Raw genomic sequence first — 15,277 nt, 5'->3', positions numbered from 1 at the left:
TGGCTTGCGATATTAAATCGCTGTGCTTGCTTTCAACCGGAAAAGGTTGCTTGTAAAGTCGCCATGCGAAGACGGTATCGTTAGACCGACTTGCATCAGATGGTCTCCGCCGCAAGGAGCCTTTCCCTCGTCGACGAAATAATCATAATCCGGATTCAACCCTTTGAGCCGAAGCTTCTTCTGCGGCGTATTCGGCTCGGCCAACACCTTGAAGGTAAAGACGAGCGCCTCCGTCCGATCCTCGGACACGAACATCCATGCCGTCTCGTTACCTTCGAAAGGGCTTTTCAACCGATAGTATTCCCCTTGCTGCACGAGCGGCCGAATATCTTTGTATAACGCGACTTGCCGTTTGACGACATCCTTATCCTCTTCGGTAAATCGGGTCAGATCAAGCTCGTATCCGAAATTCCCGGACATCGCGACGTCGCCGCGAGTCGTTAGCGGCGTAACCCTGCCGATTTGATGGTTCGGGCTGGCCGACACATGCGCGCCGATCGAGCTGATCGGATAAACGAGACTGGTTCCGTATTGGATTTTCAGCCGTTCCATGGCATCCGTGTTATCGCTCGTCCACGTCTGCGGCATGTAATAGAGCATCCCGGGATCGAAGCGCCCGCCCCCGCTGGAACAACTTTCGAACAGAATATGAGGGAACTCGGACGTTAATCGTTCCAGCAATTCGTATAACCCCAGCACGTTGCGATGGGCGATTTCCATTTGGCGTTCCGGCGGCGCCGCGGCGGATCCGACTTCGGTTAAGTTGCGGTTCATATCCCATTTCACGTAGGATACCGGCACGGTTAGGAAAATTTCGCTTAACGAGTCGAAAATATAATCCCGCACCTCTTGCCGTGAAAAATCGAGCACGAGCTGCGTTCGGGCTTCGGTTCTTCGGCGGCCGGGCACATGCAAGCACCAATCCGGGCGGGCGCGGTACAGATCGCTGTCCGGGGATACCATTTCCGGTTCCACCCATAATCCGAACTGCAATCCTTGCTCGTTTATCCGTTTCGCTAGGTCTCTAAGCCCGTTCGGCAACTTGTTCCGGTCTTCGGCCCAATCTCCGAGCGAAGTCCGGTCATCGTTGCGTTTGCCAAACCATCCATCGTCCAATACGAACAATTCGATTCCGAGTTCCGCTCCCGCTCGGGCTATCGATTCGATTTTCTCCGCGTTGAAATCGAAGTAGGTCGCTTCCCAGTTATTGACGAGAATAGGTCTTTCCCGATCCCGGTGAATTCCTCTGCATAACCTTGTCCGGTATAGACGATGATACGTACGGGACATCTCCCCTAATCCGCCTTCCGCGGAATAAACCATGATGGCCTCCGGCGTTTGAAAACTCTCCCCCGGCTCAAGCCTCCAAGCAAAGTCGAACGGATTAATGCCTAGCGACACCCTTACGGAATGATACGGATCCACTTCCACGTCGGCAACGTAGTTGCCGCTGTATACCAAGCTGAAGCCGTAAACCTCGCCCTGTTCCTCATTCGCGCTCGGGCTAACGAGAGCTAAGAAAGGATTCAACTGGTGACCGCTCGCTCCCCTTCTGCTCTCAAGCCGCGTTACTCCCTCACCGATCGGTCTCCGTTTCAGATGCGTTTCCCTCGTCCAAGCTCCCGCAAGATAAATCATCTCATAGCCCGACTTGTCCATGTCGACGCTTGCGCTTAACGCGCGCAGAAGACGAACGGGTTTCTCGCCGTCGTTAAGAAACCTTACTGACCGCGCGATCGCATTAAAATGTTCGAACACGCTGTAGCTAACTACAACCTTAATGCCCGAATAGGAATCTTCCATCTCCAATTCCAGCGTCTCCGCTTCCGCTTCGGACTCGACGTATACCGCGGGAAGCCCCTCCAACGAAGGTTTTCCCTTCAGCACTCGATAGCCCTTATAGACGAGCTCCGTAATTCGGCTGCCGTCCTCGAGCTGAATTTGATAAGCGGGCTGCCGGTAATCCCCGGATCCGTACTGCGGATATTCCTGCGGCAAGCGGTCCAAGTTTTTCTCGTTGGATAAGTGCCGAAGATTAACTAGATTGCCGTTGTGACGAAGTCTTTGACCCCAATATACATGCAACGGATATCCATTAAGGATCTGAACGATATAACTCGTGTCTTTGGCTTGCATGTGGAACAACAGCGACTTTTCGTCTATGTAGATGCTCACGGGAACAACTCCTTTTATTTGTTGGAAAAACCTATTTTCACTTCAGCATAGCTTCGGGCGATTTATCGGTAAATGGCATGATGCTTCCTGTGTATGGAATAAAGAAAGATTTTACGATAATTGCATAACAAAATAATATTAAACTTTAGTTAGTGATAACAAAATGAGATAAATAACAAATTTTTCTGTTATATTTTCAGATTTATGTAGTATAATCCATTTCGAAGCGCTTACAATCGAGTATTCGTTTTGTGTTGTTATTTGTTTTTAGTCTAACTATTAAACAACATTAACTAACAACACAATACGAATAACTCTATCATTAAAGGAGGATATTCATGATGATCACCAGAAAATGGCTTGTCGCGTTGGTTTCCGCAACTTTGCTCGCTTCGTCGCTCTCTTCCGCGGCTGCCGCCGCTCCTGCCGGCAAAAGCAAGAGCATTAACTTCACGGATTCGAAAGCGACGGCAGAGACCAAATCCCTGTTCGCTTATTTGAGCGGCATTCGCGGCAAGGAGATCTTATTCGGCCACCAGCACGCGACGACGGAAGGAATCTCCATTACCGCCAAGGACGGAACGCAATCCGAGGCGAAGAACGCCGTCGGCGACCTTCCGGGCATGTTCGGATGGGATACGCTAAGCCTTGCGGGATATGAGAAACCCGGTTCGTTGACGGATTCGAGAAAACAAAACAGGGACAATCTGATTAAGGTTATGAAATCCGCGCACAAGGAAGGAGGAGTGTTGGCGCTGAGCGCGCATATGCCGAACTTCGTCACGGGCAACGATTTCTACGATACAAAAGGCAACGTCCTGACGCACATTCTGCCGGGCGGAGACAAGAATGCGGCCTACAACGACTATCTCGATATGATCGCGGACTTCGCGAACCATCTGAAAGACGATAAAGGCAAGCTCATTCCCGTGATCTTCCGCCCGTTCCATGAGCAGAACGGCGGGTGGTTCTGGTGGGGAGCCCCTTACCGTACGAAAGCTCAATATATCGAAATCTATCGTTATACTGTCGAATATTTACGGGACAAGAAAGGCGTCCATAACTTCCTGTACGCGTTCTCGCCGGGCAGCCCGTTCAACCAGACGGAAGCCACGTTCCTTGAAACTTATCCGGGGGACGAATATGTCGATATTCTCGGCTTCGACACTTACTACGACGGCAAAACCGCAGGTTGGTTCGAAGCGGTCGTCCAAGACGCCAAACTCGTCTCCCGCATAGCGGACGCCCGCGGCAAAGTGGCCGCCTTCACCGAATTCGGATACTCCGGCGTTAAGCCGACGGGAACTCAAGACCTTAAATTTTATACGAAGCTGATTAATGCGTTGAAATCCGATAAAGACGCCAAACGCATGGCTTATATGCTGACTTGGGCGAACTTCAACACGGACAACATCTACGTTCCGTATAAGAATGCGCCGGGCGGCCTCGGAGACCATGAGCTGCTTCCCGATTTTATCGAATATTATAAAGACCCTTATACGGCGTTCAGCAACGAAGTGACCGGCGCCTTCGATAAGAAGATCACGGCGGCGAAAGAAGCTCCGTTCATGCACGTCGCTTCCCCTACCGCCATGCAAACCGTACCGGCTTCAACCACAACGACGATTCGCGCCCGCGTCCTGAACCAGAACGTTGCGAAAGTAACTTATCGGATCGGCGAAGGAAAGACGGAGTATCCGATGAAGGCGGATGCTCAAGGTTTCTACTATACGGCAGCGTGGACGCCAGGCCAAGCTCTTGACGAATCCGGCACGACGCTGACCGTGAAATCCTATGCGAAGAACGGCGCCGCGCTTACGCAAACGATCCAAGTATTCGTCAGCGACACGCCTGCGAATACCGATCCCCACGTAGTCGATAAATTTGAAACGTACAAAGGCAGCAACGAGTTGCTCGATGCGGCTTACAGTCCCGCGGGAGATTTGAATACGATCACGCTGGAGGACACGAACAAAGGCGAAGGCAAGTTCGGCTTGAAATTCGAGTACAAGGTAGACGGTCAAGGCTATACGGGCCAAGTGAAAAACATGGAGGGCGTGGACTGGTCGGACGCCAACACGATCAAGCTATGGCTGAAGCCGGACGGCAGCGGCAACAAATTCGTTATCCAAGTCAATGCCAGCGGCATTTCTTTCGAGGCTTACCCTTCCTTAGCCGGTACGACGGCCGGTTACGTGGAGATCCCGTTCAGCGAATTCAAACCGGCATCGTGGGATACCGCCAATGCCGGCAAGGTGATGACGAAAGAAAACCTGAAGGAAATCCGGTCTTTCGCTACTTATGTGAATAAGGCGGATGGCAGCACGGGAACGGCCGGCACTCTGTATTTGGACGATATCCATGTTTACGACGACGGCACGGGCGGCGTACCGAACGGCGGCGAAGGATCGGGAAGCACCGCTGCGCAACCGGGTCTGTTGTATGGTTTCGAATCGGATACGCCGGACTGGAAAGTAGAAGCGAACAATGCCAGCGCAACCGCGCCATCCATCACGACTGCCGCGGCCGCCGAGGGCACTCATGCGCTCGCGACGAATTTCTCGTTTGCCGGAACGGATTTCGAAATCGTCAAAGTCGGAAATCTTGACCTATCGGCAGTTGCTACGATCAGCGCCAAGGTCAAACTGTCCGCCGGCACCGCCAAAGCACGCTTGTATATTAAATCGGGGTCGGACTGGTCGTGGACGGACGGCGGCATGGTCGATATCGACTCGAGCAAGTTCACGACGCTCTCGATTGCGCTGGCGCAAGCAGCAAACCGTAACGACGTCCGCGCGATCGGGCTTAAATTCGAGTCGTTCACGGGCTCGGGAACGGCCGATGCTTACGTGGACGATGTCGTTCTGGCAAAATAATAAACTCCTCTAACAATAACAGCCCTCTATCGCAACTCGATTGCGTAGAGGGCTGTTTCGTTTCCGACGTTTGGGCACCTATCGAGCTTAGCGTTATCCCATAACGCTATAGGTTCATGTCGAGGTAGTTCAGCAGCGAATAGAGTGATACCGTAAAGTTATTTCACAAAATCCTGCTCAAAATCGATGATTGGAAGCCATAAGCGTTACGCCATAACCCTATTGGTCGATCCTCACGGTAGTTCGCAGCGAATAAAGCGATCCCATAACGCTATCTCACAGCTTCTTGTCCCCAATATACGCACACATCCTTTGGCCGATGTTGAATATATTGATTAATACACATCCTTTCAAAAATAAAGCGATAGGGGGTTGCCCATGAATCATCCCTCGTTTATTTTGTCCCGAGAAGATTGGTCGCTTCATCGCAAAGGCTACCAGGACCAAGCGCGCCATCAACAGAAAGTCCGCGATGCGATCAAACAGAACTTGCCCGACCTCATCTCCGAAGAAAATATCGTCATGTCCGATGGGCGCCAAATTATAAAAATTCCGATCCGCAGCCTCGACGAATACCACTTCGTGTACAACACGAACAAGAAAAAACACGTCGGGCAAGGCAACGGCGACAGTCAGGTCGGGGACGTGCTCGGAGTCGATCCGACGCCGGCGGGCGGCAAAGGGGAAGGCGCGGGATCGGAGCCCGGCGACGACGTCGTCGAAGCCGAAATCTCGATCGCTGAGCTCGAGACGATGCTATTCGAAGAGCTGGAGCTGCCGTACCTGAAGAAAAAAGACAAACAGCAGATCGAGGTCAAAGACGTGCGGTTTACCGACGTTCGGCGCAAAGGCATCATGTCCAACATCGACAAGAAGCGGACGATTCTCGAAAATCTGCGCAGAAATTCCCGCGAAGGCCGCTCCGAGATCGGCGGAATATCGCCGGACGACCTTCGTTTCAAAACATGGGAGGAAATCGTAAAGCCGCAGAACAACGCGGTTATTTTGGCCATGATGGATACGTCCGGCTCGATGGGCTCCTTCGAGAAGTACTGCGCTCGCTCCTTCTTCTTCTGGATGTCCCGCTTCCTCCGCCGCCAATACGAGAAAGTCGACATCGTGTTCATCGCGCACCATACGGAAGCGAAAGAAGTGACCGAGGAGGAATTCTTCACCCGCGGCGAGAGCGGCGGCACGATCTGCTCGTCGGCATACGTCAAAGCGTTGGAAATCATCGACTCCCGGTATCCTCCGTCGCTGTACAACATTTATCCGTTCCACTTCTCGGACGGTGACAACCTGACGAGCGATAACGAGCGTTGCGTTCGATTGATCAAGGAACTGTTGGAGAGATCGAATATTTTCGGCTACGGGGAAGTCAACCAATACAACCGCAGCAGTACTCTTATGTCGGCTTACAAGCACCTGGAGCATCAGCAGTTTCTCTATTACGTCATTAAAGAGAAGGGCGAGATTTATAACGCTTTGAAGACTTTCTTCCGGAAACGGGAGGCGGCGGTGTGAAACAAATCCCGCTAAGCTGACTTTTGAGGGTCAGCTAGCGGGATTATTGGCGTAATTCCGAATGATATAGCTCGATTTCACTAATTAATTCAAACGATTTAATCCAACCTGCTTTGTAACCTTTGCTCTTCACGAGACCGGCGTAATTGATTGTTGCGTCCGTTTTGAATACGTTGGTGTTATTTACTTTTGCTTCCTCGTATAATTTTCGGAAATAACGGTACAAAAGAGTATCGAGATTGGAATAAACCTCGATGAATCCATTTATCTCATTTGACGACAGAGATTTGTCATGACTTCCGATAATGCGTACCACTGTGTCCAAGGGCAGATGTTTCAAGGTCTGATATAGCGGATAAAGGATGGATTTTTCGTCCTGCTTCTCTATCGGGGTTGTTAAGTCATAATTAAATTCATACGTAAGACGGATCAACTGCTCAAGTTGATCTATATTTCCAAGCCATTTGTTCAAGATACGTTCTTTATGGACAGAGTCTATTTGTGTCCACAATTCAAAGATCAGAAGCGAATCGTTGATAAACATACTATCGATGAAATGATCTAAGGAATTGTAACTCTCGATACGATCTAAAAACATCTTTGCTAAATCCGGCATACCCTCTACTTCGTGATAGCGGCCATAAAGATTCGCAATGACTCCTAGCGTCCCGTTTGCATGTGTATCATAAAAGAGCGATGTTTCCGGGATACTCTTTTTAACATATAGCGCAATATCCATAATCGCCTTAAGCGTAAAATGTTTTTCGAGACTCGTTTCTTTTTCATTCCGTTTGTCGAACAGCGCGCTATATCGGGAAATCAATACATCCATATAGTTGATCTTTATTCTCACGCTATCGTCAGAGGCAACTCGCTCGAAGATCATTTGATTTAATTCAAATGCCGATGCCCTTTCCAGAAGACGTGAATAGGCTGAGATATGCTCTTTCTTATCGGCGGAGCCGGAAAGGCTCGATACGTATTTCTCGATATCCTGTTTGGTGACGAAATCGTTGATCGCATAGGTGTAATACTCCGCGAAATGTTTACCGGAGCAAATTCTTCGCTGCTTTTCCCATTGCTCCTTATCTTGATCCGTACGCTTGCGACTATTAAACATAGAAGTAGTTTGCGGAAATAATTCGACGAGAATGTTAGAGTAAGCTGCAATATCGGGAATCGCGTTAATCAAGCTGTTGTACGCGTTTTGGGCGCTATTCGGTTCCTTAAACTCATTTAAGAACAGGATGCTGTGATAATAAATATGTTCGTATAAGGAAGGTGAGGTAACTTTAATTAACAATAAATACAGCAAATCACGGGCATTCACTTTGTCTTCCATCATCGGGACGAATACTTCGACCAAATTCAAGTAACGTTTGACGTTCCGCGGAGTCAAATGCAGGAATGTGGCTTGGTAAACAAACTCCTCGGCCTTTGGAGCTTCCGTATCGTCTAAAATTTTTGAATTTATCTCCTCCAATGTCCGTTCCAATCCGTTCCAGCATAACTTTGCGACAGCTTGGTAGTCCGCTTTGGGCAAATACAATGGAACTTGAATAAACTTCTCCAAATATTTCTGTCCCAATTTTCTCGACTCTTCTTTTCCAATGCTCAATTCTTTATAGAAAGAAGCACCGAGCGCATCAACGATAACTTGCTCGTCCATGGCTAATATATAGATGGTATTCGGAAAGTCCGCAACGAGGCGCACTACTTTAAACACCATTTGGATTTCCTGAGAATCCAATCTATCGATATCGTCTATAAACACTACGATTTTCTTATCCAGCTTTTTTAAGCATGCATCGATTTCTTTTTTTAACGAATTGACGCTTAACGAATCGACGTCCGCGAAACTTTTATCCAAAAAATCTTTAACGGAAATTACGGCTCCGGGCGGCCTTAAGCTAACAGACGCCAAAGCTTGGATATATTTGCGCAACAGCTTGTTCAACTGAACGTTACGTTGCTTGTCGGCTTGAACCTCTTCCAGAAATTGAAGCAAAAATTTGTGAATGATATCGTGCGTATTTACGCCGAAATACCATGGCTTAAATTCGAAAGCGATCGTATTTTTCTTTGGAATTAACCCCTTCGTCATATTAAAAATGGAGCTTTTCCCTGACCCCCACTCCCCGAATAACCCTACCGTAAGACTGTCTTCTCCTCGTCTGCAAATAAAACGGGTGATATGCTCGGCAAACTCTCTTCTCGATAATAAATCTTCCGTCCAATCGCCGATCGGCCGATCGGAATTGATCGCCGCAGGTACATGATTTTCCCCTTCATTGCCTCTAACGAAAGCAAGCGCGATTCCGGCAAGTAAATAAGCAAGCGCCAATACGGAAGCGTAAAATGAAAATAGCGACATCCATGAACCGATATGCGGGTTTTCTGAAATCGTCCATACGTCTACCAACCGTCGATCCAATCCATGGCTTCCGATAATCGAGATCGATACGATAAGAACCAGACGATCGCTGGACAGCTCAAATAAAGGCGGATTATTCCCCTTTTTTCTTACTCCTAGTGCACAGTAGAACAAAATAACGGTAGCTGCCAATAACAAATAACCTACCCATGCCACATAGGTAAATGCTTTATATGCAGTCAGCCAATCGGTTGCCGGACTAGTGTAAAACCTAAGCGCCAGCAACCCGGACGTTAGCAACACAATAAAAACAAGCACGAATAATATCTCTTTTATGTAAAAGAAAAAAGGCTTTCGATCGGCATTGCCGTCTTTCCTTAGTTGATCGATTGCCATTTTAACAGGTCCGTTTTCTTCCCCGTCCAGATTATTGGCCCGCTGCTCTAAGAAAAACGACTTGTATTCTTTTTCCTCTTTTAATTTCCGTTGCTTGGCGTTCTCCCATGCCTTAAACTCTTCGTCCAGCAAAAATCGCTTTTCATTGTATTCCTTTTGCCTTTCAAGCGATCTCGCATATTTTTCCTCTAATTTCCCGTCCGCGGCTCTCATTGCTTCATCTCCGTACATTGGTAAGATCTGGTTTATCTATAGTATCACATTATCAAACAACAAATCCCGACAAGATTGCACGATATGTGCAGCATGAACAAAGGCCATGAGAGCTGAGAACAGCTTATCATGGCCAATTAAGATCTATACGATATATCCCGTGAATGCTAGCGCAATTGTTCCAACGCGATTTGAACGGCGCCCAAAGCCGCCTCTCTCTTAGCGGGAAATACGTCCAAATCCGGATAATCCTGCTTTAACAACCCGATCAATTCGGACCTCACGAACCCGTTATGGAGCAAGACGCTCCCGGCCAGGCGAGATTTCCGCTCCGTTGACCCAGCCTTTCAACGACGGGATGGACCAATTCGCACAATGCCTCCGCGCTCCGGCGAGCGATGGCGAGCGCAGCCTCGTCGCCGAGCGCGCAAGCTTCCGACAACAAGGGGGCCAGAGCGGCGATGTCCTTCTTGTTGGTCCGCTTATCGTGCACGAAACCGACGAGTTCACGGACCGAATCAATCCCCAACCGTCCGTATACGAGTCCGGTTATCGCGGTAGGCGGTATCCGGCCGTCGTTCGCTCTCGCGACGGCCGCGGCGAGTTCCCGGCCGATGCTGTAACCGCTGCCCTCGTCATCGATGAGATATCCGCAGCCGCCGGCGCGATGAGTCAAGCCGGATTCGTTCATCCCGTAACAAATGGATCCGGTACCGGCGATCAGAATGATGCCGTACGGGCTATCCAACGCGCCGCGCAGCGCCGTTTCATGATCGCCCGTAACGAGGATTCCTCCCCGGTAACCGCACTCCCGCGCAAGGGATGTCAATCGGGAAACGACCGCCGGATTGCTGACGCCGGCCGCTCCGATGCACAATTGCGCGCAATGCTCCAACCCGCCGCAAACCCGGCAGATCGTCTCGAACATCTCCGCGAAACTGCGGCGGATGCTTTCTTCGTCCTGCCCGTTATAATTAATCGGCCCGGAATTAAAGGCATGTACCTCGGTACCCCGCTCATCGGCGATAATCACCGCGGTTTTAGTTCCGCCGCCATCCATGCCGGCTACGTATCTCATCGCTGGTCACTTCCTTATCCGAGCCGCGCAAGGCTCATATTGGGACACGGATTCCCGAGTCGCTTCTCCTCGACCTCTCCGCTAATAAAGATGATAGCGCTCCTTAAGCTTCGCGAACGCTTCGCTTTCCGCCCGGAATTGCGCCAGCATGACCGGTACGTCCGCTGGTTCGGAGTCCCGATATAACCGGTCGCCTCCCAACAAATCGATGAAAGGCCTGCTATTCTCCTTGATCGGCGGCAGGAAAGCAAACTCCTCGTAACTCTGCTTGATCGTAAACATCAAATGGACTCCCGTCTCCAAGGCGCGAACGGCTCGCGCATTCGTTACGTGAACTTGGACGCCGCGGCACAGCTCGTCTTGATACTTGGAGAAGGTCGGCTTGAAAAAGACGGGACGAAAGATAACTCCCGGCAGCTTCTTGCGGTTCATCTCGTCCGCCAGCCGCTCGGCGTTTATGAAAGGCGCTCCTATCATTTCGAATGGCGAGGTCGTTCCTCTTCCTTCCGATAGATTCGTGCCTTCGAACAAGCAGGTACCCGAATATAGCAGCGCCGCTTCAAACCGCGGAAGCCCCATGGACGGCTGCACCCAAATGCGGCCGGTATCGGGAAACAGCATGTTCCGTTCCCAGCCTTCGCACCTTACGACGCTCAGCTTTCCGTTCCAATCCATTTGCTCGTTAGCCATCGTCGCTACTTCGCCGGCTGTCAGCCCATATCGTACGGTTAGAGGATAGTTGCCGACGAACGACCGGTAGCCGGGCTTAAGAATATTTCCTTCGACAGTCATGCCGTCCAACGGATTGATCCGATCGAGCACGACGAATTCCTTGCCCGCTTTCGCGCAATCTTCCAAGGCGTAGAGCATCGTGTAGATAAACGTATAATACCTGACCCCGACGTCCTGAATGTCGTATACGACAACGTCCACCGCATCCAGCATCTCCGGCGTAAGCCGCTTGGAATCTTGACGGTACAAGCTGTATACGGGGACGCCCGTGATCGGATCCTCATAAGTGTCCACTAGAGCGCCAGCCTGTTGATCTCCGCGTACGCCGTGCTCGGGAGAGAACATCGCGGCTAATTGATGCTTCTCATGCAAGATTCGAATCGTGGATACGAAGTCGGAGTTTAAGCCTGTCGGCGACGTAATGAGTCCCACGCGCTTCCCTTCGAATAGATGGCCGTATTCGGAAATGCAGTCGATGCCGTTTCGGATCTTCATGGCGACTTGGCTCCTCTACAATTTAGTATGATATTTTACCTAGAACCGTTGGCCGCCTCGCCCCCGTCACGTTCGGAAGGTTGTTCGGCCGTCCGGCCAATGCGTAATCGGCAAGCAAAGCGAAGGCGATCGCCTCTTTGGCGTCGCTGTTCAGTCCGACGTCTTCTTGGGTCAGCACCTTAACGCCCATCGGCTCAAATTCCTGCTCGATATATGCCATCAGCACGGGATTATAGCTTCCTCCTCCGCCGACGATCATCGCTTCCGCCGGATTGCAATCCCGAATAAATCGGCGATACCCTTCGCCGATCGACCAAGCCGTAAGCTTCGTCACCGTAGCGATCAGATCGTTCGAAGACAACCGATACTCCTGTCCGTAACGAAGCAATCCATCGACGTAGGATGAGCCGAATAGCTCTCTTCCCGTCGATTTCGGCAACGGAAGCCTGTAATATTCCTCTTGCTGCAATCGTTCCAGCAGGCCGGAATGCACGCTGCCTTCTCGGGCGATCTCCCCGCCCGTATCCATCGTTCGTCCGGGATACAGGCGCGCTACCGCTCCGTCGATCAGCATATTTCCCGGACCGGTATCGAAAGCGTATACCTGTTCGGGAGATCCGTTAGCGGGGAGAACCGTTATATTGCCGATACCGCCGATATTTTGCAACAATAGGGTCCGATCTAACTCACGATAGAGCAAGTATTCCGTAAATGGAACGAGCGGCGCTCCTTGTCCGCCTACGGCCATATCGGCCGGGCGAAAGTCGGAGACGCAAGGGATGCCCGTTCTCGCCGCGATAACGGCTCCTTCGCCGATCTGTACCGTATATCGCAAGTCGAGATCCTCCCAGGGTTGAGCTTCCGGAGAATGATAGATCGTCTGTCCGTGCGAACCGATCACCGCGATATCTTCCGTTACGAGTCCGGCTTTGGCGATCACGGATAGCGCCGCCTTCGCATACAGCTCGCCTAGCAATACGTTCATGCGTCCTACTCGGTCTACCGTGGCCGTCTTCGGATCGAATAACGCGAAAATCTCTTCCCGTACGGCTACCGGATAACTCATATTCTCGAAGGCAAGCAATTTGGTTTGCGGCCGTTCTCCGGCAACTCCATCGACGATCTCTATCGCCGCGGCGTCAATGCCGTCCACGGAAGTTCCCGACATCAAGCCCACGGCGTAACGGCGACTATTAAAATGCTTATTCGAGCTCATCATTCCCATTCTCCTCCTCCTGTTTCGGAGTTCCGTTCTAACCCCTCAGACGCTCTTCTCTGTATATTTCTGAGGTTAATCTTATTCCGCCGCCCGCAAACTCGTCAATCATATTTGAAACAATATTTCATATATTATTGTTAATTTTAGTTTTTTAATTCTTGATCATCCCCGACTCGATAACCCGCATTGCAAGGAAAATATCTCTTATCAATCTTGAAATAAAGTTTCAGAAAACATCGTTGACCACTGAAATAAAATATGTTATTATTCGCTCATGGGAAAATGGAACCGCTTCCAATCCTTCAGCGAATAGCTCTCGAAAGTAGTTCCGCCTAACCTTCTTTCAATCAAAATCAGGGGGGTCATCACACGTATGTCCAAGAAAAAAATCGTTTCTCTCGCGCTTGCATCAATCATGGTCATGTCATCGCTCGCCGCATGCAGTTCGAAGAACAACAACGGCGAATCCGCTTCGCCGTCGCCAAGCGCGAGCTCAAGCTCGCCCGCGTCGACCGACTCCGGCAAGACGGAAGACAAATTGAAATTTTCCGTCTTCTACTCCGACAACGCGACGCTGCCTTTCAAGGAAGATTGGCTGGTCGTCCAGGAAGTCGAGAAACGTTTCAACGTGGATATCGATTTCGAAGTCATTCCGATCGCCGACTACCAGACGAAAGTTTCTCTCGCGCTCAATACCGGCAACAACGCGCCGGACGTTATTCTGTACCAATCCACCAAAGGGGAGAACGCCTCCTTGGCTTTGAACGGCGCTATCGTGCCGATCAGCGATTACTCCGATTGGACTCCTAACTTCAATGCAAAAGCCAAGGAATTCGGTCTGGAAAAGGATCTCGCGGATCTCAACCTGAAGGACGGCAAACGCTACTATCTGCCATCGCTTTACGATAAGCCGTTTTACGACGGCGGCCTGATCCTGAGAAAGGATCTGCTGGAGAAATACAGTCTCCAAGAGCCGAAAACGTTCGACGACCTGTACAACGTATTGAAGAAATTCAAGGCGGAAAACCCGGATTCCTATCCGCTGACGATTCTCGCCGGCCCGCGGGTTCTGTACCGCATGACGATGCCTTCCTTCGGCATCAGCGTAGGCAAGAACGGCGCCGACGGCTCCAGAACGCTCAGCTGGGATTATGCGAACCAAACCTACTTCCCGGGCGCCATCAGCGACCAATACAAAGAATACATGAAGTTCTTCTCCAAGCTGTACGCGGAAGGTTTGCTGGATCCGGAAATGGCCGACCCGATCGACGGAGACAAGTGGTCCACGAAGCTCGCGACCGGCAAGTCCTTCGCTTCCTATGCCTATTACGACCAAATCGGCGGCGTGGAAGGCGCGGCGACGGAAGCCGGATTCGACCTGCAAATGTATCCGCCGCTCGCAGGCCCGGCGGGAGCTCACCACCAACAAAAGAGCAGAACCGGTTCCGGTATCATGTTCCCTAAGAAAACGGCGGACCGCAAGGATTTCGAACAACTGGTCAAAAAAGTCGACGAAATCTTCTTCTCCGAAGAGGGCTCGAAAATTTGGGGTCTTGGCGCCGAAGGCGTAACTTACACGATGGACGGCGACAAAATCAAGTATTCCGACGAAATCGTCAACTCTCCTAACGGCATCTACAAAACGATGCAGTTGAACTACGGCGCCGGTTCCGACGTTACCCAGCTGGTGTGGGTCAACGCGCGCGAAATGACGAAGTACGACGAAAATTACAGCCAGATCAACGCTACGGTAGCCGCGATGCAAGATCCGATTCAGGCGATTCCTCCGACGCCGATGTTCGACGACATGACGGCCGAGGAAGCCGCATCCTTGCAGACGCCTCTCTACGACACGTTCGAAGTGTGGGCCGACGGGTTCCTGACCGGCAAGAAGAGCCTGGATAAGGACTGGGATCAATACGTGAAAGAAATGAAGACGCTGCAGATCGAGAAATTCACTCAAATGTACAACGACAACTTGAAAAAATAAACGGATTCCGGAAATTCCAATGACTTGAATAAAGGCCTGCCAGGAAAAATGGAGTCACGGGTTGACCGACATTTTTTTGCGGCAGGTCTTTGTTCATCCGGGTACGCGCGGCTTCGCCGTCTCCCTCAACCCAGCAAAGAAGGTGAAAGATTATGACCGATACGACGATGGTTTCCAAGTCTCCGCGCGATAACGTTACCCCGCG

At 50.7% G+C, this 15,277-nt stretch carries 8 protein-coding genes; 3 read left to right on the top strand and 5 right to left on the bottom strand.

Features of this window, described 5'->3' with window-relative positions; translation table 11 throughout:
• Positions 1 to 12 precede the first annotated feature (12 nt).
• Positions 13 to 2,175, bottom strand: a complete 2,163-nt coding sequence (locus FPL14_RS22685) for an alpha-galactosidase (protein WP_182299883.1) — start codon at positions 2,173 to 2,175, stop codon at positions 13 to 15.
• Between the two features lie 338 nt (positions 2,176 to 2,513).
• Here FPL14_RS22685 and FPL14_RS22680 point away from each other — a divergent pair, with 338 nt between their 5' ends.
• Both FPL14_RS22680 and yhbH read left to right on the top strand, forming a co-directional pair.
• Positions 2,514 to 5,051, top strand: coding sequence for a glycosyl hydrolase (locus FPL14_RS22680; RefSeq protein ID WP_182299882.1), 2,538 nt, complete (start codon positions 2,514 to 2,516; stop codon positions 5,049 to 5,051).
• A 378-nt stretch (positions 5,052 to 5,429) separates the two neighbouring features.
• Positions 5,430 to 6,575 carry a sporulation protein YhbH gene (yhbH, locus tag FPL14_RS22675; RefSeq protein ID WP_182299881.1) on the top strand — a complete coding sequence of 382 codons (1,146 nt, stop codon included), beginning with the start codon at positions 5,430 to 5,432 and terminating at the stop codon, positions 6,573 to 6,575.
• Positions 6,576 to 6,618: 43 nt separating this feature from the next.
• Here the strand turns inward: yhbH and FPL14_RS22670 are convergent, their stop codons facing one another.
• The 4 genes from FPL14_RS22670 to FPL14_RS22655 all read right to left on the bottom strand — a co-directional run bounded on the left by FPL14_RS22670 (position 6,619) and on the right by FPL14_RS22655 (position 13,082).
• Positions 6,619 to 9,558: a KAP family P-loop NTPase fold protein gene (locus FPL14_RS22670; RefSeq protein WP_182299880.1), complete on the bottom strand. Its 2,940-nt coding sequence runs from the start codon at positions 9,556 to 9,558 to the stop codon at positions 6,619 to 6,621.
• A 280-nt stretch (positions 9,559 to 9,838) separates the two neighbouring features.
• Positions 9,839 to 10,636 carry an N-acetylglucosamine kinase gene (locus FPL14_RS22665; RefSeq protein ID WP_229263624.1) on the bottom strand — a complete coding sequence of 266 codons (798 nt, stop codon included), beginning with the start codon at positions 10,634 to 10,636 and terminating at the stop codon, positions 9,839 to 9,841.
• An 81-nt stretch (positions 10,637 to 10,717) separates the two neighbouring features.
• The gene (locus FPL14_RS22660; protein WP_182299879.1) at positions 10,718 to 11,863 is read right to left on the bottom strand and encodes an exo-beta-N-acetylmuramidase NamZ family protein; all 1,146 of its coding nucleotides are present in this window, start codon (positions 11,861 to 11,863) and stop codon (positions 10,718 to 10,720) included.
• Between the two features lie 22 nt (positions 11,864 to 11,885).
• A complete protein-coding gene (locus tag FPL14_RS22655; protein ID WP_229263623.1) occupies positions 11,886 to 13,082 on the bottom strand; it encodes an anhydro-N-acetylmuramic acid kinase in 1,197 nt (398 codons plus the stop codon).
• Between the two features lie 373 nt (positions 13,083 to 13,455).
• On the opposite strand from FPL14_RS22655, the gene FPL14_RS22650 reads away from it, so the two are divergent.
• On the top strand, positions 13,456 to 15,072 hold the full coding sequence (locus tag FPL14_RS22650) for an extracellular solute-binding protein (RefSeq protein WP_182299878.1): 1,617 nt from the start codon (positions 13,456 to 13,458) through the stop codon (positions 15,070 to 15,072).
• Positions 15,073 to 15,277 lie beyond the last annotated feature (205 nt).

The organism is Cohnella cholangitidis, assembly GCF_014107495.1.
Taxonomy (GTDB): Bacteria; Bacillota; Bacilli; order Paenibacillales; family Paenibacillaceae; genus Cohnella; species Cohnella cholangitidis.
This window is presented reverse-complemented; position numbering and strand designations above follow the sequence as displayed.

What these genes read in the sequence shown, in the direction of transcription:
- FPL14_RS22655 (WP_229263623.1), bottom strand. Translation starts at nt 13,082, where the DNA reads ATGATGAGCTCGAATAAGCATTTTAATAGTCGCCGTTACGCCGTGGGC.
- FPL14_RS22680 (WP_182299882.1), top strand. Translation starts at nt 2,514, where the DNA reads ATGATGATCACCAGAAAATGGCTTGTCGCGTTGGTTTCCGCAACTTTG.
- FPL14_RS22650 (WP_182299878.1), top strand. Translation starts at nt 13,456, where the DNA reads ATGTCCAAGAAAAAAATCGTTTCTCTCGCGCTTGCATCAATCATGGTC.
- FPL14_RS22670 (WP_182299880.1), bottom strand. Translation starts at nt 9,558, where the DNA reads ATGAGAGCCGCGGACGGGAAATTAGAGGAAAAATATGCGAGATCGCTT.
- FPL14_RS22665 (WP_229263624.1), bottom strand. Translation starts at nt 10,636, where the DNA reads ATGAGATACGTAGCCGGCATGGATGGCGGCGGAACTAAAACCGCGGTG.
- yhbH (WP_182299881.1), top strand. Translation starts at nt 5,430, where the DNA reads ATGAATCATCCCTCGTTTATTTTGTCCCGAGAAGATTGGTCGCTTCAT.
- FPL14_RS22660 (WP_182299879.1), bottom strand. Translation starts at nt 11,863, where the DNA reads ATGAAGATCCGAAACGGCATCGACTGCATTTCCGAATACGGCCATCTA.